General features: G+C 66.1%; 20 protein-coding genes. 6 read left to right on the top strand and 14 right to left on the bottom strand.

What is annotated here, in order from left to right:
• Nucleotides 1–17: 17 nt before the first annotated feature.
• On the top strand, nt 18–1,301 hold the full coding sequence (gene purD / locus ACVINW_RS04355; RefSeq protein WP_456750164.1) for a phosphoribosylamine--glycine ligase: 1,284 nt from the start codon (nt 18–20) through the stop codon (nt 1,299–1,301).
• 95 nt (nt 1,302–1,396) lie between these two features.
• Here the strand turns inward: purD and ACVINW_RS04350 are convergent, their stop codons facing one another.
• Nucleotides 1,397–2,629, bottom strand: coding sequence for an acyl-CoA dehydrogenase family protein (locus ACVINW_RS04350; protein ID WP_456750163.1), 1,233 nt, complete (start codon nt 2,627–2,629; stop codon nt 1,397–1,399).
• Nucleotides 2,630–2,745: 116 nt separating this feature from the next.
• Here ACVINW_RS04350 and ACVINW_RS04345 point away from each other — a divergent pair, with 116 nt between their 5' ends.
• Entirely contained in the window at nt 2,746–3,651 is a 906-nt protein-coding gene (locus tag ACVINW_RS04345) for an alpha/beta fold hydrolase (protein WP_456750162.1), read from the top strand.
• A 216-nt stretch (nt 3,652–3,867) separates the two neighbouring features.
• Here the strand turns inward: ACVINW_RS04345 and ACVINW_RS04340 are convergent, their stop codons facing one another.
• Nucleotides 3,868–4,326: a nucleoside deaminase gene (locus ACVINW_RS04340; protein WP_456756296.1), complete on the bottom strand. Its 459-nt coding sequence runs from the start codon at nt 4,324–4,326 to the stop codon at nt 3,868–3,870.
• Between the two features lie 129 nt (nt 4,327–4,455).
• On the opposite strand from ACVINW_RS04340, the gene ACVINW_RS04335 reads away from it, so the two are divergent.
• Both ACVINW_RS04335 and rsmD read left to right on the top strand, forming a co-directional pair.
• Nucleotides 4,456–6,540, top strand: a complete 2,085-nt coding sequence (locus ACVINW_RS04335; protein ID WP_456750161.1) for a pseudouridine synthase — start codon at nt 4,456–4,458, stop codon at nt 6,538–6,540.
• Between the two features lie 6 nt (nt 6,541–6,546).
• A complete protein-coding gene (gene rsmD / locus ACVINW_RS04330; protein ID WP_456750160.1) occupies nt 6,547–7,101 on the top strand; it encodes a 16S rRNA (guanine(966)-N(2))-methyltransferase RsmD in 555 nt (184 codons plus the stop codon).
• A 137-nt stretch (nt 7,102–7,238) separates the two neighbouring features.
• Here rsmD and mutL read toward each other — a convergent pair whose 3' ends face one another.
• Nucleotides 7,239–9,050: a DNA mismatch repair endonuclease MutL gene (gene mutL / locus ACVINW_RS04325; RefSeq protein ID WP_456750159.1), complete on the bottom strand. Its 1,812-nt coding sequence runs from the start codon at nt 9,048–9,050 to the stop codon at nt 7,239–7,241.
• Between the two features lie 232 nt (nt 9,051–9,282).
• Between mutL and ACVINW_RS04320 the strand changes: the two genes are divergently transcribed.
• Nucleotides 9,283–9,594: a ribbon-helix-helix domain-containing protein gene (locus tag ACVINW_RS04320; RefSeq protein WP_456750158.1), complete on the top strand. Its 312-nt coding sequence runs from the start codon at nt 9,283–9,285 to the stop codon at nt 9,592–9,594.
• A gap of 71 nt (nt 9,595–9,665) precedes the next feature.
• Here the strand turns inward: ACVINW_RS04320 and ACVINW_RS04315 are convergent, their stop codons facing one another.
• The 4 genes from ACVINW_RS04315 to ACVINW_RS04300 are packed head-to-tail and all read right to left on the bottom strand — an operon-like array spanning nt 9,666 to nt 12,556.
• Complete coding sequence (locus ACVINW_RS04315; RefSeq protein ID WP_456750157.1) at nt 9,666–11,234, bottom strand: GMC family oxidoreductase; 1,569 nt, start codon at nt 11,232–11,234, stop codon at nt 9,666–9,668.
• Nucleotides 11,235–11,257: 23 nt separating this feature from the next.
• The gene (locus ACVINW_RS04310; protein WP_456750156.1) at nt 11,258–11,806 is read right to left on the bottom strand and encodes a gluconate 2-dehydrogenase subunit 3 family protein; all 549 of its coding nucleotides are present in this window, start codon (nt 11,804–11,806) and stop codon (nt 11,258–11,260) included.
• A gap of 33 nt (nt 11,807–11,839) precedes the next feature.
• Nucleotides 11,840–12,235, bottom strand: a complete 396-nt coding sequence (locus ACVINW_RS04305) for a VOC family protein (RefSeq protein ID WP_456750155.1) — start codon at nt 12,233–12,235, stop codon at nt 11,840–11,842.
• On the bottom strand, nt 12,236–12,556 hold the full coding sequence (locus ACVINW_RS04300; protein ID WP_456756295.1) for a c-type cytochrome: 321 nt from the start codon (nt 12,554–12,556) through the stop codon (nt 12,236–12,238).
• A gap of 415 nt (nt 12,557–12,971) precedes the next feature.
• Between ACVINW_RS04300 and ACVINW_RS04295 the strand changes: the two genes are divergently transcribed.
• On the top strand, nt 12,972–13,286 hold the full coding sequence (locus ACVINW_RS04295) for a hypothetical protein (RefSeq protein WP_456750154.1): 315 nt from the start codon (nt 12,972–12,974) through the stop codon (nt 13,284–13,286).
• A gap of 51 nt (nt 13,287–13,337) precedes the next feature.
• On the opposite strand, the gene arfB is transcribed toward ACVINW_RS04295, so the two are convergent.
• From arfB to ACVINW_RS04260, 7 genes are all read right to left on the bottom strand, one after another.
• Nucleotides 13,338–13,757: an alternative ribosome rescue aminoacyl-tRNA hydrolase ArfB gene (gene arfB, locus ACVINW_RS04290; RefSeq protein ID WP_456750153.1), complete on the bottom strand. Its 420-nt coding sequence runs from the start codon at nt 13,755–13,757 to the stop codon at nt 13,338–13,340.
• A gap of 202 nt (nt 13,758–13,959) precedes the next feature.
• Nucleotides 13,960–15,327 carry a M16 family metallopeptidase gene (locus ACVINW_RS04285; protein WP_456750152.1) on the bottom strand — a complete coding sequence of 456 codons (1,368 nt, stop codon included), beginning with the start codon at nt 15,325–15,327 and terminating at the stop codon, nt 13,960–13,962.
• A complete protein-coding gene (locus ACVINW_RS04280) occupies nt 15,324–16,712 on the bottom strand; it encodes a M16 family metallopeptidase (protein ID WP_456750151.1) in 1,389 nt (462 codons plus the stop codon). Before ACVINW_RS04280 ends, ACVINW_RS04285 begins: the two co-directional genes overlap by 4 nt.
• A 155-nt stretch (nt 16,713–16,867) precedes the next feature.
• The gene (locus tag ACVINW_RS04275; RefSeq protein ID WP_456750150.1) at nt 16,868–17,599 is read right to left on the bottom strand and encodes a hypothetical protein; all 732 of its coding nucleotides are present in this window, start codon (nt 17,597–17,599) and stop codon (nt 16,868–16,870) included.
• A 100-nt stretch (nt 17,600–17,699) separates the two neighbouring features.
• Nucleotides 17,700–18,197 (bottom strand): signal peptidase II, encoded by a 498-nt coding sequence (gene lspA / locus ACVINW_RS04270; protein WP_456750149.1) that lies wholly within the window; start codon nt 18,195–18,197, stop codon nt 17,700–17,702.
• A 162-nt stretch (nt 18,198–18,359) separates the two neighbouring features.
• On the bottom strand, nt 18,360–21,395 hold the full coding sequence (ileS, locus tag ACVINW_RS04265; RefSeq protein ID WP_456750148.1) for an isoleucine--tRNA ligase: 3,036 nt from the start codon (nt 21,393–21,395) through the stop codon (nt 18,360–18,362).
• Between the two features lie 389 nt (nt 21,396–21,784).
• Nucleotides 21,785–22,312 carry a sugar O-acetyltransferase gene (locus tag ACVINW_RS04260; RefSeq protein ID WP_456756294.1) on the bottom strand — a complete coding sequence of 176 codons (528 nt, stop codon included), beginning with the start codon at nt 22,310–22,312 and terminating at the stop codon, nt 21,785–21,787.
• Nucleotides 22,313–22,317 lie beyond the last annotated feature (5 nt).

Genomic DNA, 22,317 nt, shown 5'->3' with positions numbered 1-22,317 from the left:
TCTGATCGGCGACACAGATGAACATCCTTCTGCTCGGTTCCGGCGGCCGCGAACATGCGCTGGCGTGGAAGATCGCCGCATCCCCGCTGGTGACCAAACTCTGGTGCGCGCCGGGCAATGCCGGGATCGCGCGCGAGGCCGAATGCATCGCGCTCGATGTCGCCGATCATGCCGCCGTGATCGAATTCTGCCGGCGCAACGCGGTCGATCTGGTGGTGGTCGGTCCGGAGACACCGCTTGCCGCCGGGATCGTCGACGACCTCACCGCTGAGGGCATCAAGGCGTTCGGGCCGAGCAAGCAGGCCGCGCAGCTCGAGGGCTCGAAGGGCTTCACCAAGGATCTCTGCAGCGAGTTCGACATTCCGACCGGCGCCTATCGCCGCTTCGACAATGCCAGGGACGCGACAGCTTATGTCCGCGCCCAGGGGGCGCCGATCGTGGTCAAGGCTGACGGGCTCGCCGCCGGCAAGGGCGTCGTGGTGGCGCAGACGCTGGCTGAAGCGGAAGCCGCGGTTGCGATGATGTTCGAGGGCGCGTTCGGCTCGGCCGGCGCGCAGGTCGTGATCGAGGAATTCCTGTCCGGCCGCGAGATCAGCTTCTTCGCGCTGTGCGACGGCGAGACCGCGATCCCGCTCGCCACCGCGCAGGACCACAAGCGGGTGTTCGATCACGACAAGGGGCCGAACACCGGCGGCATGGGCGCCTATTCGCCGACGCCGTTCGTGACGCCTGAGCTGCACGAGCAGATCATGGCGCGCATCATCCTGCCGACGGTGGCCGGGATGAAGAGCCGCGGCACGCCGTTCAGGGGCGTGCTCTATGCCGGCGTGATGCTGACCGCGCAGGGCCCGAAGCTGTTCGAATACAATGTCCGGTTCGGCGATCCCGAGTGCCAGGTGCTGATGCTGCGGATGATGTCCGACATCGTGCCGGCGCTGCTCGCCTCGATCGATGGGCAGTTGAAGAATTTCGATCTGCGCTGGTATCCCGACCCGGCGCTGACCGTGGTGATGGCGGCCAAGGGCTATCCCGGCGACTATATCAAGGGCACGCGGATCGACGGGCTCGATGACGCCGCTGAGGTCGATGGTGTCGAGATCTTCCACGCCGGCACGGTCGCGAAGGATGGCGCCATCCTTGCCAACGGAGGCCGCGTGCTGAACGTCTCTGCGATGGGCAAGACGGTGACCGAAGCACGCGACCGCGCCTACCAGGCCGTCGATCGGATCAAATGGCCCGACGGCTTCTGCCGCCGCGACATCGCCTGGCAGGCGGTGGAGGCGGAGCGGGCGAAGGGTTAGCCACCCACCGTCATTGCGAGGAGCGAAGCGACGAAGCAATCCATCCCCGCGTGGAGAAGTGGATTGCTTCGCTTCGCTCGCAATGACGGCGGGGGCTACAGCAGATCGCCGCCCGCGGCGCTTGCCGTGGTGCCGTGCTCGCGGAACGCCTTGATGACGTTCTTGCCGATCTTCCACTTGTGCACTTCATCCGGGCCGTCGACCAGCCGCTGCGAGCGCACCTGGGTATACCATTTCGCCAGCGGCGTATCCTGGCTGAAGCCGAGCGCGCCGTGCAGCTGGATCGCGGTGTCGATCACCTTGTGCACCATGTGGGCGTGGAAGATCTTGGCGATCGAGTTCTCCTGGCGGATGTCCAGCCCTTTCTCGGCCTTGTAGGCGATGTGCAGCAGCATCAGCCGGCCGATATAGAGCTCGCTCGCGCAGTCGGCGAGCATGAACTGCACCGCCTGGCGGTCGGCCAAGAGCTGGCCGAAGGTCGAGCGCTTGGTGACATGGGCTGCCGCCATGTCGAGCGCGCGCTGCGCCTTGGCGACGTTGTGCATGCCGTGGCGCAGCCGGCCATAGGCGAGGCGGTGCTGGCCCATGTTGAAGCCGTTGCCCTCGCCGCCGAGCAGATTGTCGGCCGGCACTTTCAGGTCCTTGATCTCGATCTCGGAATGGCCGCCATGGATCACGTCGTCATGCGGGCCCTCGATCGCCATGTTGGCGACGTTGCGCTTGATGCGGTAGCCGGGGTTGGGCAGCTCGACGATGAAGGTCGAATATTGCTTGTGGCGCGGCGCGTTCGGATCGGTCTTCGCCATCACCAGTGCAAGGTCGGCGACGCTCGCCGACGAGGAGAACCATTTCTCGCCGTTGAGGATGTAGTTCTCGTTGCCGTCCTTCACCGCCGTGGTCTGCATCCCGGTGGCATCGGCGCCGGCGGCCTTCTCGGTCATCGAGAAGCAGATCCGCTTTTCGCCGTTCAGGAGAGGTTTCAGGAATTTCTCCTTCTGGTACTCGGTGCCGTGCGCCAGGATCGTCATCATCGAGGCGTCGTCCGGCCCCTGCGTGTTCATCGAGAGCGCACCCAGCATGCTCTCGCCGAGCTCCATCTGCACCAGCGCATTGGCCAGCGGGCCGAGGCCCATACCGCCATACTCCTTCGGCACGAACGGGCACCACAGGCCCTGCGCGCGGGCCTTCTTGCGCAGCGGTTCAAGCACCTCGGCAAGCGGCTTGGTGTCGAGTTCCTTTTCTGCCGGAATGCATTCGTCGTGGACGAATTTGCGTACCTTCTCGCGGATCGCCTTGGCCTCGGCGGGAATCTCAAAATCGATCGACATGGCACTTCCTCGTTTCGTGTTGTTGTTGGCAGGACCTCAGGATGGCATAAACCAGGCCAGCGGCAACGCCGAACAAAGTTTGAAGCACGGCGCACGCGACCCGGGAGGAGCTACCGATGCCTGATCTCGCTGATCTTTTTCCCGGCTACGAGTCGAAATGGATCAATACCTCGCAGGGCCGCATCTTCGCCCGCGTCGGCGGCAAGGGGCCGCCCTTGCTGCTGCTGCACGGCTTCTCCTCGACCCATGTGATGTGGCACACGGTGGCACCGAAGCTCGACGACACCTTCACGCTGATCATCGCCGACCTGCCGGGCTACGGCTGGTCCGACATGCCCGACAGCGACAAGGACCATACGCCCTATACCAAACGGGCCTGGGCCAAGACCATGATCGAGGCGATGGAGCAGCTCGGCCATGTGCATTTCGCGCTCGCCGGCCACGACCGCGGCGGCCGCGTGTCGTATCGGCTGGCGCTCGATCATCCCGGCCGGTTGTCGAAGCTCGCGGTGCTCGACATCGCGCCGACCTATGATTACTGGCAGAGGCTCAATCGCCTGTCGGCGCTGAAGATCTACCATTGGGCGTTCCTGGCGCAGCCTTACCCGCTGCCGGAGACGCTGATCTCCAACAACGGCGAATTCTTCCTCAAGGAGAAGATGGCGAGCCAGACCCGGACCAAGACGCTGGAGGCGATCGATCCGCGCGCGCTCGCGCATTACCTCGCGCCGTTCCGCGATCCCGCCCGCATCCACGCGATGTGCGAGGACTACCGCGCCGGCGCCTATGCCGATTACGAGATCGACAAGGCCGACGTCGACGCCGGCAACAAGATCACGATTCCGATGCTGGCATTGTGGGGCGATGCCGGCGTCGCCAGCGCGGCGACGACACCGCTCGACACCTGGAAGACTTGGGCCACCAATGTCAGTGGCGCGCCGGTGCCATCAGGGCACTTCCTGCCCGAGGAAGCGCCCGACGCGACCGCAAAGCTGCTGCGGGAGTTTTTCCTGGCTGCATGATCCGTCATCCTGAGGAGCGCGGAACGCGCGTCTCGAAGGATGCACGGCCCGGCTGGTGGCCGTCGATCCTTCGAGACGCCGCTTCGCGGCTCCTCAGGATGACGGGATCAACAGCGGCGAGCTTCGTAGCCCGGATGAAGCGGAGCGAAATCCGGGGTCGTCTCCGCAGCGCAATCTTTCCGGATTGCGCTACGCTCCATCCGGGCTACGCGAGCGTCACCGCCGCTCCCTGAAGAACTCGCGCAGCAGCCGCGCGGCCTCGCTCTCGCCCACCGCGCCGTAGATCTCCGGCACGTGGTGGCAGGTCGGCTGGGCGAAGAACCGGACACCGGACTCGACCGCGCCGCCCTTGGGATCCGCGGCGCCGTAATACAGCCTCCGAATGCGGGCGAAGGAGATCGCGCCGGCGCACATGGTGCAGGGCTCCAGCGTGACGTAGAGGTCGCAATCGACCAGTCGCTCGGTGCCGATGGCCTCTGCCGCCTGCCGGATCGCCAGGATTTCGGCATGCGCGGTCGGGTCGCGGTCGGTCAGCGTCCGGTTGCCGGCAGTGGCGATCACCTCATATCCCCGCACAATCACGCATCCGATCGGAACTTCGCCCGATTTTCCGGCATTTTCCGCGGTCTTTAGGGCCAAATCCATGAAAGAAGGGGCCGACATGCCTCGTATCATCGGAAGAAACCTGCTAGTAGCGTCGCCTTCAGCAAAAGTGGATGCCGGTTTTGCGTCAAACGCTGCCACGAGGGCGCGTACGGCCCGGTGACCCTTGCAACCCCAATTGAACGTCCAGTGAGAACATTCATGCCCCGCGACAGCGACAAAAACAACGATTCCCGCGGCCGGCGTGATCGGCCGGGCGGTGGCGGCCGAGACCGCGCCGGCGGCGGCAAGGGCCGCTCCGGCGCCGCCCGCGGACCCGACAAGAAATTCGCCAAGCGCGGCTTCGGCGGCAAGGACTTCGCCGGCAAGGGCGATGGCGAGAAGCGGCCGTACCGTCGTCGCGAGGACGGCGATGCGCCGCGCCGCGATTTCGGCGACAAGCCCCGATTCAGCCGTGACGACCGCCCTCGCGGCGATCGGCCGTTCCGCGATCGGACGACGCGTGACGGCGATGGCGAGCGGCGCACCTTCAAGCCGCGCGGCGAGCGCCGCGATTTCGAGGCAGGCGATCGTCCACAGCGCGGCGAGCGCGGGAGCTTCCGTTCAGAAGGCCGGTCGTCCGACCGCAAGTTCGGTGAGAAGCGATCCTATGGCGATCGCGAGAAGCGTCCCTACACGCCGCGTGGCGAGCGCGACGGCGAGAAGAGGTCCTTCGCGCCGCGCGGCGAGCGTGCCGAGCGCAAGTTCGACGACAGGAAGTTTTCCCGCGGCGATCGCGACAAGGGGTCGTTCCGCGACAAGGGCGAGGGCCGCCCGTTCCGCCGCCGCGAGGAGGGCGATGCACCGCGCCGCGATTTCGGCGATCGGCCGCGTTTCAAGCGCGACCGCGACTTCGAAGGCCGGGACCGCGGCGACGAGAAGCCGTGGCAAAAGCGGGATCGCAAACCGCGCGAGGATCGCGGTGGCGATGAGCGTCCGCGCTTCTCGCGGTCGCGCGACGATCGTGGCGGCGGCGAACGTCCGCGGTTCTCCAGATCCCGCGACGATCGTGAGCAAGGTGATCGGCCGAAGTTCAGCCGGCCGCGCTGGGATCGTCATGACGAAGACGGCAGCCGCGACAATCGTCGCCGCGAGCGCCCCGAAGGCCGCACCGACTGGCAGGAGCATCCGCGCAGCGAGGGCCGCTTCTCCGATCGTCCGCGCCGCGACAATGAGGACGACAGCAGGATCTTTGCCAAGCGCCCGGCCTTCGGCGGCCGCGGCGCCTACCGTGAACGCGCCACTGACGACCGCCGCGAGCGCCCGGAGCCGAAGCCGAAGAAGTCGGGCGAGCGCATCGCCAAGGTATTGGCGCGCGCCGGCCTTGCTTCGCGCCGCGATGCCGAGGAGATCGTCACGCAGGGGCGCGTCACCGTCAACGGACGCGTGATCAACTCGCCGGCGCTCGACATCACCGACAATGACGTCGTGGCGGTCGACGGCAAGCCGTTGCCGCCGCGCGAGCGGACCCGGCTGTTCATGTATCACAAGCCGCGCGGGCTGATGACGACGCATGCCGATCCCGAGGGACGGCCGACTGTGTTCGACAATCTGCCGGAAGGCTTGCCGCGGCTGATCTCGATCGGCCGGCTCGATTTCAACACCGAGGGCCTGCTGCTGCTGACCAATGACGGCGGCCTGGCGCGGACGCTTGAGCATCCCGACACCGGATGGCTGCGGCGCTACCGCGTGCGCGCACACGGCGAGGTGACGCAGGCGCAGCTCGACCAGCTCAAGCACGGCGTCGAGGTCGACGGCGTCAAATACGGCCCGATCGAGGCGACGCTGGAGCGCGACCAGAGCTCCAACGTCTGGGTGGTGTTCGCGATCCGCGAGGGCAAGAACCGCGAGGTGCGCAACGTGATGGCGCATCTCGGCCTCGAGGTGAACCGCCTGATCCGGATCTCCTACGGCCCGTTCCAGCTCGCCGAGCTCGAGGAGGGCAAGGTCGAGGAGGTCAAGACGCGGGTGCTGCGGGAGCAGCTCGGCGAGAAGATCGCCAAGATCGCAGGCGCCGATTTCACGCGGCCGGAGCAGCGTGACGCCAGCGACGATGCGCCTGCCAAGAAGCCCAAGGCCAAGCGCGAGACGATCAACGACCGCAAGGGCCGCCGCGTGCTGGTACAGCGCACCGGCAGTGACGAAGCGCGCGCGCGCAACGAGGACGAAGCCAACGGTTACGGCCCGCCGCGCCGCCCCAAGCGCGGCTATCACGGCAAGCGCGATCTCAAGCCGCGGGACGAGTAACGGTCGATGCGCGTCGTCGGGGGCAGGCTGAAGGGCCGCAATCTCGCCTCGCCCTCGGGCCGCGAGATCAGGCCGACCGCGGACCGCCTGCGCGAGTCCGTGTTCAACATCCTCGTGCACGCCTACGACAATCCGATTGAGGACGCGCGCGTGCTCGATCTGTTCGCCGGCACCGGCGCACTCGGCATCGAGGCGGCCTCGCGCGGCGCCAGGTTCACGCTGTTCGTCGACAATGGCGCCGAGGCCCGCGCCTTGCTGCGCAACAATGTCGAGTCGCTCGGCCTCGGCGGCACCACCAAGGTCTATCGCCGCGACGCCACCGATCTCGGGCCGGCGCATCCGGTCGAGCCGTTCTCGCTGGTGTTTTTCGATCCGCCCTATGGCAAGGGCCTCGCCGAGAAAGCGCTCGCCTCGCTGCGCGACGGCGGCTGGCTGACGCCCGGCGCCCTGCTGGTGGTGGAGGAAGCGAAGGCCGCTTCATTCGCGGCGCCCGAGGGCTTCGAGGAGCTCGAGCGGCGCGCCTATGACGACACCGAGTTCGTGTTCTTGCGCAAAGCGTAACGTTGCCGCTTGTTATGCCGTCATCACCCGCGAAAGCGGGTGATCCAGTAATCCAGAGACGCCGCTGCTCGAATCGAAAAGCCGCGGCGTACTGGATCGCCCGGTCAAGCCAGGCGATGACCGCTGAGTAAGGGGACTTACCGCCGCCCGAACAGCTTCTCGATATCGCTCAGCTTCAATTCCACATAGGTCGGACGGCCGTGGTTGCACTGGCCGGAATTCGGGGTGTCTTCCATCTCGCGCAGCAGCGCGTTCATCTCTTCCGGCTTGAGTCGCCTGCCGGCGCGGACCGAGCCGTGGCAGGCCATGGTGGCGGCGACGTGCATCAGCCGGCGCTCCAGCGGCAGCGCCTCGTCCCATTCGGCCATGTGCTCGGCGAGATCGCGCAACAGGCCGGCGGCATTGGCCTTGCCGAGCAGCGAGGGCGTCTCGCGCACCGCGACTGCGCCGGGGCCGAAGGACTCGATCGCGAGCCCGAACGAGGCCAGTTCCTCGGCGCGGTCGAGCAGTTTCTCGACGGTCGCCTCATCGAGCTCGACGATCTCGGGGATCAAGAGCATCTGCCGCTGCACGCCGTTCTTCGCCAGCGAGGCCTTCAGTCTCTCATAGACGATGCGCTCATGCGCCGCGTGCTGGTCGACCACGATGAGGCCGTCGCGGGTCTGCGAGACGATATAGGTCTCGTGGATCTGGGTGCGCGCCGCGCCGAGCGGACGGTCGAGCAGGTCGGGCGCGGGTGCCGCCTCGAAGCGGACATCGGCGGTCGGAGCGCCGACGTCGAAGGCCGCCTGCCCGGGCTCGGCGAAGGCGGCCGCGCCTTCGAAGCTGCGCATCGGACCAGCCGGATAGGACGGCGAGCTGCGCCAATCCCAATTGCCCGGGCGCGGCGGCGTGAAGGCGGGACGGAAGGCCTGCAACGTCGCGCCGTCGGCGGTGTTGGCCGCGGTGCGCCGGCCCTCGCGCGCGAGGCCTTCCTTCAGCGCGTGCACGATCAGCGCGCGCACCAGGCCGGCATTGCGGAAGCGCACCTCGGTCTTGGCCGGATGCACATTGGCGTCGACCTCTTGCGGGTCGCAGGTCACGAACAGCGCCACCACGGGATGGCGGTCGCGCGGCAGATAGTCGGAATAGGCCGCGCGCACCGCGCCGAGGATCAGCTTGTCGCGCACCGGGCGGCCGTTGACGAACAGATATTGCCCGAGCGCATTGGCGCGGGTCAGCGACGGCGCGGCGGCAAAGCCCTCGACCACGACGCCCTCGCGCTCGGCTCGCACCTCGATCGCGCTGGCGCGGAAATCCGCGCCGAGGATATCGCCGAGCCGGGTCAGCCGGCCGGCCGCGCCGGGCAGGGCGGCGGCCCAGGTCACCGGCGCGCGCTCCTCGCCGGCCAGCGTGAAGGCAATGTCGGGACGCGCCATGCCGAGGCGCCGCACCACTTCGCGGATCGCCTCCGCCTCGGTGCGGTCGGTCTTGAGGAATTTCAGCCGTGCCGGTGTCGCGTAGAACAGTTCGTTGACCTCGACGCGGGTGCCCTGTCCGAGCGCGGCCGGCATGATCTCCGATTTCTCGCCGCCCTCGACCGAAAGCGACCAGGCATGCGGCTCGCTGGCATGCCGCGTGGTGATGCCGAGTTTTGCCACTGCGCCGATCGACGGCAGCGCCTCGCCGCGGAACCCGAGGGTGCGGATGCGCAGCAGGTCTTCGTCGTCGAGCTTGGAGGTGGCGTGGCGGTCGACCGCGAGCGCGAGGTCTGATCGCGTCATGCCGCCGCCGTCGTCGGTGATGCCGATCCGGCGCCGCCCGCCGCCATCGGTGAAGACGTCGATCCGGCTGGCGCCGGCGTCGATCGCGTTCTCGACCAGCTCCTTGACCACGCTCGCGGGGCGTTCGACCACCTCGCCGGCGGCGATGCGGTTGACGAGCTGTTCGGGAAGCTGGCGGACGGGCATGGATTGCGCGATTGGACGGGGCTCGAGGGCTTTGCGCCATTCTAATCGGCCCGCCGGCCAAATGCATGGGGCGACCCGCTCATCGCGGCCTTTAGCTGGGGATGGAGGCGGCCTATCGCCTTGAAGACGCTCACCTTCGCGTGTGTGCGCGCTACATCCTACGTGGCGATTGTGGGGCCTCCCGCGCGGGTATATCGTTTAGAAAAATCATAATTCGATCGGGAGGATAGCCATGTGCCATTTGTTCTCGCACCAGCCGCAGCGAAACTACGAATCGCAGACCCGGTCACTGCGGATCGGCGGCCATTGCACCTCGATCCGGCTGGAGATGTCGTTCTGGGACACGCTGGAGGAGATCGCGGCGAAAGAGGGGATGAGCGTCGCCAAGTTCGTCACCACGCTGTATGGCGAGGTCCTCAACCACCACGGCGAGGTCAACAATTTCGCATCGCTGTTGCGCTGCTGCTGTCTGATCTATCGCTCGCAGAGCACGGCTTCGGCTCCCGCATTCCAGGGCCAGCCCATCCTCGACGCCGCCGAATAGGCTTTCGGATTCATTACACAAAAAGGCAACGGCCTTGTCCTGGCGGGACAAGGCCGTTCGAGTTTGAGGGATCATATCTCCTTGCGCTGCATCGCGCCGGCGATGTGGTCGGCCTGCCGGATCGCCAGCGACACGATGGTCAGCGTCGGGTTGCACGCCGCGCCTGACGTGAACTGGCTGCCGTCGGAGACGAACAGGTTCTTGATGTCGTGGCTCTGGCCGAACTTGTTGACCACGCCGTCGCGCGGCTTCTCGCTCATCCGGTTGGTGCCCATGTTGTGGGTCGAGGGATACGGCGGCGTCGGATAGGTCACGGTGGCGCCGACCGCCTCATAGACCGCGGAGCCCTGCTTGTAGGCGTGGTCGCGCATCGCGATGTCGTTCGGATGATCGTCGAAATGCACGCTGGCGACCGGCATGCCGAACTTGTCCTTGATGGTCGGATCCAGCGTGACGCGGTTGGTCTCCTGCGGCATGTCCTCGCCGACCAGCCACATGCCGGCCATCCGCGGATAGCCTTCCATCGCGCTGGTGAAGCTGCGGCCCCAGGCGCCGGGATTGAGGAACGCGGCCATGAAGGGCAGGCCGAGCGACAGCGTCTCCATCTCGTAGCCGCCGACGAAGCCGCGCTTCGGGTTGTTGGCGGCCTCGTCGCGGATGATGCCGGCCATCGTGGTGCCGCGATACATGTGCACCGATTTCTCGAAGCTCGCATAGACGCTGCCGGTCATGTGCCGCATGTAGTTGCGGCCGACCTGGCCGGATGAGTTGGCGAGGCCGTCCGGAAACATGCTGGAGGCGCTGTTGAGCAGCAGCCGCGGGCTCTCGATCGAGTTGCCGGCGACCGCGACCACGCGCGCCTTCTGCCGCTGCATCGCGCCGGTCGCATCGGCATAGACCACGCCGGTGACCTTGCCGGATTGGTCGTGCTCGATCTTGATCACCATGCTGCCGGGGCGCACTTCGAGATTGCCGGTGGCTTCGCCCTTCGGGATCTCGGTGTAGAGCGTCGACCATTTGGCGCCCGACTTGCAGCCCTGGAAGCAGAAGCCGATCTGCTGGCAGGAGCCGCGGCCGTCGCGCGGCTCGCTGTTGATCGCCATCCGCCCGGTGTGCACTTCCTTGTAGCCGAGCTTCTTGGCGCCGGCCTCCAGCACCTTGAAATTGTTGTTGCCGGGCAGTCCGGGGATGCCGTTGGTGCGGGTGACGCCCATCTTGTTCTCGGCCTTGGCGTAATACGGCTCCATCTCGGCGAGCGTGATCGGCCAGTCGATCAAATTGGCGCCGGGGATGCTGCCGTAAGCCGACTTGATCTTGAACTCGTGCTCGTCGAAGCGCAGCGAGGCGCCGGCCCAGTGCACGGTGGAGCCGCCGACCGCCTTGACGATCCAGGCCGGAATGTTGGGGAAGTCCTTGTGAACGCGCCAGCTTCCGGACGTCGTGCGCATGTCCGACCAGGCGAGCTGGCCGAAGCTGTCCCATTCATCGTTGATGAAATCCTGATTCTCGATGCGCGGCCCGGCTTCCAGGATCACGACCTTGACGCCCTTCTGGGCCAGCTCGTTGCCGAGCGTTCCGCCGCCGGCACCGGAGCCGACGATCACGACAACGCCGCTGTCATTCAGATCGAATTTTGCCATTGTGTCCTCCCGACATTGTCCGTTCAGGCCTTCGGCAGCCAGTCGATATCGGCGAAGCCGCGCTTGATGTAGCCGCCATGCTCGGCGGAGGAACCCTCGTAGCCGAACCGCGGCCAGACCTCCTTGTTGTTGTAGAGCGAGGCGATCAGATCGCCGCGGATCTTCTGGAAGAATGCGCTCTCCTCGATCCGTTGCAGCAGCGCGACGCGATCGTTTTCCCAGGAAACCTGCACGTAGGGCATCTTGTGGCGGTCGTTGGCCTCCTGATCGAGCCGCGCGACGCCGTCATTGATCAGCGATTTGACGGCCGGATCCTTGGCCGCCTTGTCATCCCACGGCTTCACCGCCGTGATGTAGTAGCTGTCGCCGAGGAAATCGTGCGGATAGATGTCGCGCGCCATCTTCAGCAAGGTCTTCATGGTCGCCGGCGTCAGCGTGCCGGCCTCATCGGCCCACGCATCGGTGATGCCAAGCCCGGTCGATGTCGCGATCGCGACCGCGGGTGCCGTGGCGGCGGCGCCCTTGAGAAACACACGCCGGTCATATTTGCTGCGTCGATCGATTTCTCTCATTGGTTTCCTCCATAGACATTTTTTGTAATTGGATCAGCCGAACCGCCCGCCGCGCTGGATCACCTCGATCTTGTAGCCGTCGGGATCTGCGACGAAGAAGAAGCGCGCCAGCGTCTTGCCGTCGTGCTTGAAGTCGCGCAGCGGCCCGGGCGACAGCTTCTCCTGCTCGAAGCGCGCGTGCTCGGCGTCGACGTCGTCGACGACGACGGCGAGATGGCCGTAGCCGTCGCCGAGCGTGTAGGGCTCCTTGCGATCGAAATTGACCGTGAGCTCGACCTCGAACGGCGAGGACGGATGCCGCAGATAGATCAGCGCAAAGTCTGGAAAGCGCAGATTGTCCGCGATCTCGAGGCCGAACGCGCGATGATAGAAGTCGAGCGCCTTGGCCTCGTCGAACACGCGGATCATCGAATGCACGGGCTTTGCCATTCAGTTCAATTCCTTCAAATAGGCGATGATCATGGCGCGGGTTTCCGGCTTGGCTTGCCGATAGGCCATCACGGCGCCGGGGATCACCTCTTGCGGATTGGTCAGCCAGGCATCGAGCCTGGCGTCGTCCCAGACGAAATCGGCCTTGGCGAAGCCGGCGGAATATTTGAAACCGTCAGCCTGGCCGGCATGGCGGCCGACGACCTTGTAGAGCGACGGTCCTTGCCGCAACGGATCCGACGCATTTGACGTGTGGCAGGTCGCGCATTGCTGCTTGAACAGCGTCGCCCCATCGGGCGGTTTGGCGGCGGGCAGCGGCATCTGCGCATTCGCGATTTGCACTGCAAGCATTGCGCTGCAAAATCCCAGCGCCCAAGATCCCAGCGCAAACGTCCAGCCTGCCGTCCATCCTGCACGCAGCTTTGTCATATGCATCACCGCCTTTGTGCGATGACTGTAGGAGGCCGACATCGGCCGTTGGTAGTAGCGGGCTGTTTCACAGCAGAACAAAGCTGGGCGATGATCTGGCGCGGAACCGTTGGTTGCCGCATATGCGGACGACAAATCCGCAAAATGACCGCGAAATCCCTGCACGATCACCACACGACGCAGCTTGCATTGCGTGTGCGCCGTTTGCGGAAATTCAGTCTCGCGCGATGGGGTCTTGGGTCGGCGCTGCAAACGGCGCGCACCTGCGCCGCTCCGTCCATCGTCAATCACAGTCCAGGAGAAATGGATGACGTTTGCAAAAACCAGCGTGCTCGCCCTTGCCATCTCGGCCGCCATCGCCGGTCCGGTCCTGGCACAGGGAACGGCCACCCCGAATACCCAGCTTCGCGGCGGTGCAGCGGGCAGCGGCACCATCCAGCAGGGCGGCGGCATGTCCGGCAGCGGCGATGAGGAGATGGCGGCGCAGCCGACCTCGCCGAGCCAGAAGAGCGGTGCCACAGTCAAGTCGGGCAGCAAGGGAACGGTCGGCAGCAGCAGCGGCCACGCGACGTCACCGAAGTCCGGTGGTTCCGAGATGGCGCCGGGAGCGAAGAAGTACTGAGCGTTTTCGGATTCCGGATGCAGCGCCGCGTATGCGCTGCATCCGCAGTCCTTAGTCGTCGAAACGGCGGGTGCCGCGGCCGGCCTTGATGTCGCTGCGGCGCTTCTTGCCTTCGAGCCGGCGCTGCTTGGAGCCGAGCGTCGGCCTGGTCGGCCGCCGCGGTGTCGGCCGCACCATCGCCTCCTTCAGCATTTCGAGCAGCCGCTCGATCGCATCGGCGCGGTTGCGCTCCTGGGTGCGAAACCGGAACGCCTGGATCACGATCACGCCGTCCTTGGTCATGCGGCTGCCGGCGAGCCGCGCCAGCCGCTGCGCCGCGTCCGGCGGCAGCGCGATCTTCGCCGTGTCGAAGCGGAGCTGTGCCGCGGTCGAGACCTTGTTGACGTTCTGTCCGCCCGGACCGGAGGCGCGGACAAACACGATCTCAATGTCGGTTTCGTCGATCGTAAGGTCGCGGGACACCCGCAGCATGACGTCACCCGGTGGAGGGAAGAATCGGCAGGCCGCAGGATAGCGGGTTTGTGCCGGGCGTGCTTGCGCTGCGTGGATGCAGCGTTGGTTGGGGCTGCGGTCGGCGTGCGCGGCTTACCCCTCTCCTCCCCCCTTGCGGGGGAGAGTGGGGAGAGGGGTGGCCACAACGGTGGTGCGAAGAAGTGGGCGCGCCGAGAGCGCGTTAGTTGGCTGCCTTCGGCGGTGCCGACACGGGCTGCGCGGCGGCTTGCGGGGCGCGGCCGACGATTACGGTGAGCAGGCCATCGCCCCAGAGCTTCTTGGACACCCGCTTGACGTCGTCGAGCGTCACCGCATCGACGATGGCGCTGCGCTTCTCGATGTAGTCGATCGGCAGCTTGTCGAGCTGGTATTGCAGCATCGCCTGCGCGAGCTTTGAGGAGGTGTCGAGCGCCAGCATCTGCGAGCCCTTCAGATAGGACTTCGCCTCGTCGAGCTCCTGCTGGGTCGGACCTTGTTCGGCGATCCGGCGCACCTCCGCATCGATCGCATCGACGGTCTCGCCGGCGCGGTCGGCGCGGGTGCCGGTGTTGCCGATGAACAGCGCGGAGTGGTCCATCCAGACCAGCGCTTCATAGACCGAATAGGCCAGCCCGCGCTTCTCGCGCACTTCCTTGTAGAGCCGCGACGACAGCCCGCCGCCGCCGAGAATGTGGTTCACCACATAGGCCGCCATGAAATCCGGGTCGTGCCTGGCGATGCCGGGGCCACCGAAGGTGACGACGGTCTGCGGCACGTCGAGCGGCACGAAGGCGCGCTGCGGCGGCTTGGTCGCCACCACATCGGCGATCGGCGTCAATTCGGCCTTCGCCGGCAGGGCGCCGAAGGTCTTGTCCAGCAGCTTGCCGAGCGTATCGGGATCGACGTCGCCGACCACCGCGATGCGCAGCGTGTCCTTCGCGATGATGCGGCCTGTATAGTCCTTCAGGTCCGATATCTCGATTGTCGGCACGCTTTCCAGCGTGCCGGTGGCCGTCCGGGCATAGGGATGATCGCCGAAGGCGAGCTCGAGGAACTTGCGGCCGGCCAGCGAGGACGGATTGGTGGATTCGCGACGCAGGTTCGAGATCACCTGGGCGCGGATGCGCTCGACGTCCTTCGGCTCGAAGTGCGGCGAGGTCAGCGCCATCCGCAGCAGGTCGTAGGCTTCGTCCTTGTTGTCCTTGAGCATGCGCAGCGAGCCGCGGAATTGATCGCGGTTCGACTGGAAGCTGAGCTCGATGGCGCGGCGCTCGAGCCGCTCATGATAGGTCTTGGAATCGAGATCGCCGGAGCCCTCGTCGAGCAGGTCGGCGACCAGATTGCCGACGCCGGGCTTGCCGGGCGGATCTTGGCTGGCGCCGCCGCTGAAGGAATATTCCATCGCGATCAGCGGCACAGTCGCATCCTGCACGAACCACGCCTCGATGCCGCCGGGCGAGACCAGCCGCTGGATCTTGGCCGCGGCCTGCGAGGGTGCCGATGTCAGCGCCAGCAGCGCGGCGCTGGCGCCGCCGATCAGCGCCGCACGGCGGGTGAGGGAATAGGTCACGAGCGCTTCTCCTCGCGTTTCGGCGCAGTATCCTTGATCAGATAGCCGGTCACCGACCGCTTCTTGTCGAGCCAGGTGGCGGCAGCGGTGCGCACCTGATCGGCGGTGACGGCGCGAATCCGGTCCGGCCAGTTCCTGATGTCGTCGATACTGAGCCCGGTGGTCAGCGCGCCGCCATACCAGCGCGCCAGCGTTGCCTGGTTGTCCTGGGCGTAGATCGCTTCCGCAATCAGCTGGGTCTTGACCCGCTCGAGATCCTCGGCGCGTGCGGGGTTCTGCGCGAGATCGGCGATCACCTTGTCGACCGCGTCCTCGATCTGCGCGAACTCGACGCCGGGCTTCGGCGTCACCGAGATCGAGAATTGCGACGGATCGAGCGCGGTGCCCTGGTAGCCGGCGCCGGCCGAGATCGCGAGGCCCTTGTCGATCACCAGCGTGCGATAGAGGTAGGAGTTGGCGCCGCCGCCCATCAATTGCGCGAGCACATCGAGCGCCTGGCTCTCGCCGGCTGCCGCCGTCGTCGCCGAGGGCACCAGATAATAGCGGCGCAGGCTCGGCTGTTCGACGCGCGGATCCGACAGCGTCACGGTGCGCGGCGCGGCCGGCGTCGGCTCCTGCGGCCGGACGCGCTTCTCGGCAATCGCCTTCTGCGCCGGGATCGGGCCGAAATTCTTCTCGACCAGCGGGCGGATATCCTTGACGTCGACGTCGCCGGCGATGACCAAGATCGCGTTGTTCGGCGCGTAGAAGCGGCGGTAGAAAGCGAGCGCATCCTCGCGGTCGAGCTTCTCGATCTCCTGGTGCCAGCCGATCACCGGCCGGCCGTAGGGATGGTTGAGATAGAGCGCGGCCATGATCTGTTCGGTCAGCCGCGCATCCGGGTTGTTGGCGACCCGCATGTTGTATTCCTCGAGCACGACGTCGCGCTCGGGCAGCACGTTCTCGTCCTTGAGGATCAGGCCGGTCATGCGGTCGGCCTCGAACTCCATCATGGTCGGCAACTGCTCGCGCGGCACGCGCTGGAAGTAGCCGGTGTAGTCGTTGGAGGTGAAGGCGTTCTCGTTGCCGCCGACGCGCAGCACGGTCTGCGAGAACTCGCCGGCCGGGTGCTTCGACGTGCCCTTGAACATCAGATGCTCGAGGAAATGCGCGAGGCCCGATTTCCCCGGCGTCTCGTCGGCGGAGCCGACCTTGTACCAGATCATCTGCGTCACGACGGGCGTGCGGTGATCGGGGATCACCACGACCTGCAGGCCGTTGTCGAGCGTGAAGCTGGCGGGACGTTCCGAGGTGACGGTGGTCTGGGCGCGGAGGCTGGCGCCCGACAGCGGGATGGTTGAAACAAATGCGGCGGCGAGCAGGGCAATCGATCGGCGAGAGCGCATCATGATCCTTGTGAAAGCCCGGCCACATGGTCGGGGCGCGAAAGCAAGCCATCGTACACGGTCGTGCCCGTGCCGGTCGTCACGAAGCGGAGAAAGCCGCGTCCCTTCGCATTAAGCTTTGCTCATGTCAGGCTCCGCCGAGGCGGGCCACGCCATCACTGGAGCGGCTTGCCGGTCATCACGTCGTATTGGCCTTCTTGCCCCTTCGGCATCATCGGTCCGGTGCCATAGGCGAAGCCCGACGACGGCGTCTGATAGCCGGGCGGCGGTTCGGTCAGGGATTCGCGGGTCGGCTCGCCCTTGAACGGCTTGGACTCGCTGCTGTTGCCCTTGAACATGCCGAGCAGGCCGCCGGTGTAGCCGAGCTGGTTCGGCATCAGCGACGGATTCGTGTTTCCGCCGGGCTCGAGCGGCTCCTTGCGGCCGTCGGTGGCCGTCTGCTGCTTGCGGCCGGCCTCGATCTCGGCCGGGGTCAACGCCACCGCCGACTGCCACGGCTCCTTCTTGACTTCCTTCTTGCGCGCGGCAATCGCAGCCTTGCGTGCGGCGATATCGGGGTCCTTCGGCCAGTTCGGCGCATTGACCTGGGTGGCCGAGGAGGGCGGCGGCAGATCGAGCTTCGGCGGCACCACCAGCGGCGAGCGCTCGCGGTAGTCGATGCCCTTGCTGGCCGCGCTCTTGGCGCCGAGCCCGGTCATCAGATTGTCGACGATCCGCTCTTCGAAGGTCAGTCCGTCATCGCCGTCATCGTCATCGTCGCCGGCGCGCACGGGGCCTGCCGTCATGACCAGGCCGATCCCGGCCGCGATGAACGCCAGGCGCAGGCCGCGCATCAGCGGCAGGCGGGACGTCTCGATCAGGTAGCCGCGGGTTTTGGTGTTGCGCATCGCGCTCTTCCCATCTCAAAATTCGCCAAAGCGATCACTGGCTTAGCGCGCAGTTCCGCTGGGTGCAGGTCAACCGCCGACCGGCTCGTATCGGCCGGGATCAGGGCGCTTTTACGGCGGGGGTCCCCAGCACGGAATCATACAATAGGGCTGCCACACCGGCAACGATCGCCACGTCGGCGAGGTTGAAGATGTACCAATTGAAGGTTTTTCCGCCGATCTCGACATGAAACAGGGCAAAATCGACCACCGCGCCATAGGCGAAGCGGTCGATGCCGTTGCCGATGGCGCCGCCGATGATCAGGCCCAGCGAAACTGTCGCAAGCCAAGTCCGCGACCGCGCCATCCAGATCGCCAGCGCGATCACGGCGGCGGCCTTGATCACCATCAGCAGGATCTGGGCGGATGGGGTCTCGCTCTGGAACCAGCCGAAGCTGATGCCGGGATTCCAGGCCAGCACCAGGTCGAAGAACGGCGTCACCCGCACCGGGCCGTGATGCACGATATCGAGGACATGGAGCAGCCAGAGCTTGGAGGCCTGGTCGGCGATCAACGTTGCGATGGCGGCGATCACGCCCGCGCGGAGCGGAGAGGTCATTGGCTGGCTGCCGCCACAGAGCACTCTGTCGTCCTCGCGAAAGCGGGGATCCATAGCCACCGGCGGATGTTGTTTGAGGGGCTTGGGGTCATCGGTAGCGGTTCACGTCGAAGGCCGGTGGTTATGGGTTCCTGCTTTCGCAGGGACGACGATGGATGGATATCAGGCGCTAACCCCAAGCGCCTTCCATTCGCGCAGCGCTTGCGCGTCGCGCGGCGAGACGTCGGGATATTCGGGATCCTCGCCGACCGTGGGGAGGATCTTCCACGATCGCGCGCATTTGGTGCCGACCGCCTTCTCGACGACGACAGCAACGCCGGGCACCGCATCGAGGCGGAAGGCGCCCGTCGGCGCCTCGCCCTCGCGCACCTCGTAGTTCGAGGTGATGCAGACCTCGGCGAGGTCGATGCCGAACAGCGTGGCCAGCATCTCGCGGTCGGCGACGTAGATCACCGGCGATGCCTCGAGCGAGGAGCCGATCCGCTTGGCGGCGCGCTCGAGCTCCAGCGCGCCGGTGACGACGCGGCGGACGTTGCGGATGGTCTCCCATTTCGCAGCAAGCGCGTCGTCGCGGAACTGCTCGAGACCTTCGGGGAACAGCGTGAGATGCACCGAAGGCTCGGCGTTCGGCCGGTACATCCGCCAGGCTTCGTCTGACGTGAAGCTCAGGATCGGCGCCAGCCATTTCAGGATCGCGTCGCAGAGCAGGTCGATCGTGGTCAGCGCCGCCTTGCGCGCCATCGAGGACGGCGGATCGCAATACAGCGTGTCCTTGCGGATATCGAAATAGAACGCCGACAGCTCCGAGTTCATGAAGGCCGCGAGGCTTGCGACCACGGTCTTGTAGTCGAATGCGGCATAGGCCTGGCGGATGGTCTCGGCATGGCCGGCCAGCTCGTGCAGCATCAGCCGCTCGAGCTCGGGCATCTCGGCAACGGCGACCTTCTCGGTCGGCTTGAAGTGATGCAGCGTGCCGAGCATCCAGCGGATCGAGTTGCGCAGCTTGCGATAGGTCTCGATGGTGTTCTTCAGGATCTCCGGACCGATGCGCTGGTCGTCGGCATAGTCGGTGGCGCAGACCCACAGGCGCAGGATATCCGCACCGGAATCCTTGATCACCTTCTGCGGCTCGACGGTGTTGCCGAGCGATTTCGACATCTTGCGGCCGTTCTCGTCGAGCGTGAACCCGTGGGTCAGCACGATGTCATACGGCGCGCGGCCGCGGGTGCCGGCGCTTTCCAGCAGCGACGAGTGGAACCAGCCGCGATGCTGGTCGGAGCCTTCCAGATACATCACGGTGTCATCGCCGCCATCGATCTTGCGGACGATGTTGCCGAGCGTCGGGAAGTGCTGGCGATCCTCCAGCACGAAGGCGTGCGTGGAGCCGGAATCGAACCAGACGTCGCAGATGTCGTCGACCTTTTTCCAGTTCTCGGACGCGCGATCCCCAAGGAAGCGCTCGCGGGCGCCGTCCATGTACCAGGCGTCGGCGCCTTCCTCCATGAACGCCTCGGTGATGCGCTGGTTGACGACCTCGTCCTGCAGGATCTCTGCCGAGCCGTCGGCATTCTCGCGCACGAACACCGCGATCGGCACGCCCCAGGCGCGTTGCCGCGAGATCACCCAGTCCGGCCGGTTGGCGATCATGCCGTTGATGCGGTTCTCGCCGGCCGGCGGCACCCATTGCGTGACCGAGATCGCGTGCAGCGCGCGGGCGCGCAGCGTGTCGCCCTTCTTCGCATGGCCGTTCTCCGCGATGGGCGTAGCCCCGGGCTTGCCCGGGGCGTCCAAGATGGGTTTATCCATCGCGATGAACCATTGCGGCGTGTTGCGGAAGATCACCGGCTTCTTGGAGCGCCAGGAATGCGGATATTGGTGCTTGAGGCGGCCGCGCGCCAAGAGCTTGCCGGCCTCGACCAGGGCCTTGATCACGGCCTCGTTGGCGTCGCCCTTCTCGCCCTTGTCGTTGAGCACGCGCTTGCCCGTGAAGCCCGGCGCCTGCGCAGTATAGGCGCCGTTCTCGTCGACCGTATAGGGGATCGCGGTCGGAATGCCGCGCGCATCGAGCTCGCGGGTATTGGCCGTCCAGACGTCGAAGTCCTCGCGGCCGTGGCTCGGCGCGGTGTGCACGAAGCCGGTGCCGGTGTCGTCGGTGACATGCTCGCCTGACAGCAGCGGCACGGTGAATTCGTAGCCGCCGCCAAAGCCGCGCAGCGGATGGGCGCATTCCACCGCGTCCAGGGTGTCGCCCGGAATATCGCGCACCTTCTCATAGGAGGTGACGCGCGCCTGCTTGAACACTTCTGCGGCAAGCGCATCGGCGAGGATCAGGAGATCGCCGGTCTTGGCCCAATTGTCGGCGGGCGCATCCGTCACCTTGTAGAGGCCGTAGGCGATCTTCGGCGAGAACGAGATCGCGCGGTTGCCGGGCAGCGTCCACGGCGTGGTGGTCCAGATCACCACCGAGGCATCGGCAAGCGCGCCATGCGCCGGCGAGGTGACCGGGAATTTCACCCAGACCGTATCCGAAGTGTGGTCCTCGTATTCGACCTCGGCTTCGGCGAGCGCGGTCTTCTCGACCACGCTCCACATCACGGGCTTGGAGCCGCGATACAGCGTGCCGTTGGCGGCGAACCTCATCAGCTCGCGGGCGATCTGTGCCTCGGCCGGATAGCTCATGGTCAGGTAGGGGTGGGCCCAGTCGCCGATGATGCCGAGCCGCTTGAACTCCTCGCGCTGCACGTTGATCCAGTGCGTCGCGTAGGCGCGGCATTCCCTGCGGAACGCGACCATCGCGGCGGAATCGCGGAAGTCGGGCTTCTGCTTGCCCTTGGAACGGTAGTTCTCCTCCTCGATCTTCCATTCGATCGGCAGGCCATGGCAGTCCCAGCCCGGCACGTAGTTGGAGTCGAAGCCGAGCATCTGCTGGCTCTTGGTCACGACGTCCTTGAGGATCTTGTTCAGCGCGTGCCCGATATGGATGTTGCCGTTGGCATAGGGCGGGCCGTCATGCAGCACGAATTTGGCGCGGCCCTCCGCTTCCCGGCGCAGCTTGTCGTAGAGGCCGATGTCGTTCCAGTATTTCAGGATTTCCGGCTCGCGCTGGGGCAGGCCGGCGCGCATCGGGAATTCCGTCTGCGGCAGGTAAAGGGTCTTGGAATAGTCGTTAGCGTCGGTCTTTTGCGGCTTGTCGGACATGAAAGCTCTGATTTGGCAGGTGCGGGCGCGGATACGCGATCAATCGCGGGTGAAAACGGCGAAAGTCCCGGTCTTGCGCCGAGCCGTCAGGCTCAGGCGGAAGCCGGGCCGCTAATCGGTATGATGCGCCGCGAAAACATGGGGTTTCCATAGCAGCCGGACGGGGAAATCGCAAAGCCCCGATTGCCCCGCGGCTGTTCCGAGGAGGCGCCCCTTAGCGAGCACCCTTCACCCGTCACCCAGAGGTGCGAGCTCTTGCGAGCCTCGAAGGGTGCACGGCCCCGCTGGTGGCCGTCGACCCTTCGAGGGCCGCTGAAGAAGCGGCCACCTCCAGCGACAAAGGCGAAGCCTTTGCGCGGGGGTGACGGGTCAAGAACCGCATGTGCCCGCTACCCAGCCCGCGGCCGGGCCGGATTGCCGGCCACGACCGCGCCGGGGGCGACGTCCCGGGTCACCACGCTGCCGGCCCCGACCAGGGCGCCGTCGCCGATGGTGACGCCGGGCAGGATGATGGCACCGCCGCCGATCCAGACGTCGCTGCCGATCCGGATCGGGCGGCCGAATTCGAGGCCCGCGCGCCGGGTTTCGGCATCGCGCGGGTGGTCGGCGGTATAGATCTGCACCGCGGGGCCGATCTGAGTGCGATCGCCGATTGTGACCGCGACGACGTCGAGGATCACGCAATTGAAGTTGAGGAACACGCCGTCGCCGAGGCGGATATTCGTGCCGTAGTCGCAGAAGAACGGCGGGCGGATCACGGCATCCTTACCGACGCCTGCGAAGCGCTCGGCGAGCAGCGCATGCAACTCGGCCGCCGAACAGGCGCCCGACGCATTGTAGCGGGCCATCCAGTGTTCCGCCGCGGTATGGTCGGCGGCGAGCTCCGCATCCGGGCGATACAGCTCGCCCGCCAGCATTTTCT

This window comes from Bradyrhizobium sp. USDA 4461 (assembly GCF_054055655.1).
The sequence above is the reverse complement of the archived record's forward strand: the minus strand, read 5'-3'. Positions and strand labels throughout refer to the sequence as shown.

Bases quoted from the DNA above. Each gene is read 5' to 3' on its own strand.
- purD (WP_456750164.1), top strand. From the start codon at position 18: ATGAACATCCTTCTGCTCGGTTCCGGCGGCCGCGAACATGCGCTGGCG.
- ACVINW_RS04350 (WP_456750163.1), bottom strand. From the start codon at position 2,629: ATGTCGATCGATTTTGAGATTCCCGCCGAGGCCAAGGCGATCCGCGAG.
- ACVINW_RS04345 (WP_456750162.1), top strand. From the start codon at position 2,746: ATGCCTGATCTCGCTGATCTTTTTCCCGGCTACGAGTCGAAATGGATC.
- ACVINW_RS04340 (WP_456756296.1), bottom strand. From the start codon at position 4,326: ATGATACGAGGCATGTCGGCCCCTTCTTTCATGGATTTGGCCCTAAAG.
- ACVINW_RS04335 (WP_456750161.1), top strand. From the start codon at position 4,456: ATGCCCCGCGACAGCGACAAAAACAACGATTCCCGCGGCCGGCGTGAT.
- rsmD (WP_456750160.1), top strand. From the start codon at position 6,547: ATGCGCGTCGTCGGGGGCAGGCTGAAGGGCCGCAATCTCGCCTCGCCC.
- mutL (WP_456750159.1), bottom strand. From the start codon at position 9,050: ATGCCCGTCCGCCAGCTTCCCGAACAGCTCGTCAACCGCATCGCCGCC.
- ACVINW_RS04320 (WP_456750158.1), top strand. From the start codon at position 9,283: ATGTGCCATTTGTTCTCGCACCAGCCGCAGCGAAACTACGAATCGCAG.
- ACVINW_RS04315 (WP_456750157.1), bottom strand. From the start codon at position 11,234: ATGGCAAAATTCGATCTGAATGACAGCGGCGTTGTCGTGATCGTCGGC.
- ACVINW_RS04310 (WP_456750156.1), bottom strand. From the start codon at position 11,806: ATGAGAGAAATCGATCGACGCAGCAAATATGACCGGCGTGTGTTTCTC.
- ACVINW_RS04305 (WP_456750155.1), bottom strand. From the start codon at position 12,235: ATGGCAAAGCCCGTGCATTCGATGATCCGCGTGTTCGACGAGGCCAAG.
- ACVINW_RS04300 (WP_456756295.1), bottom strand. From the start codon at position 12,556: ATGCCGCTGCCCGCCGCCAAACCGCCCGATGGGGCGACGCTGTTCAAG.
- ACVINW_RS04295 (WP_456750154.1), top strand. From the start codon at position 12,972: ATGACGTTTGCAAAAACCAGCGTGCTCGCCCTTGCCATCTCGGCCGCC.
- arfB (WP_456750153.1), bottom strand. From the start codon at position 13,757: ATGCTGCGGGTGTCCCGCGACCTTACGATCGACGAAACCGACATTGAG.
- ACVINW_RS04280 (WP_456750151.1), bottom strand. From the start codon at position 16,712: ATGCGCTCTCGCCGATCGATTGCCCTGCTCGCCGCCGCATTTGTTTCA.
- ACVINW_RS04275 (WP_456750150.1), bottom strand. From the start codon at position 17,599: ATGCGCAACACCAAAACCCGCGGCTACCTGATCGAGACGTCCCGCCTG.
- lspA (WP_456750149.1), bottom strand. From the start codon at position 18,197: ATGACCTCTCCGCTCCGCGCGGGCGTGATCGCCGCCATCGCAACGTTG.
- ileS (WP_456750148.1), bottom strand. From the start codon at position 21,395: ATGTCCGACAAGCCGCAAAAGACCGACGCTAACGACTATTCCAAGACC.
- ACVINW_RS04260 (WP_456756294.1), bottom strand. From the start codon at position 22,312: ATGCTGGCGGGCGAGCTGTATCGCCCGGATGCGGAGCTCGCCGCCGAC.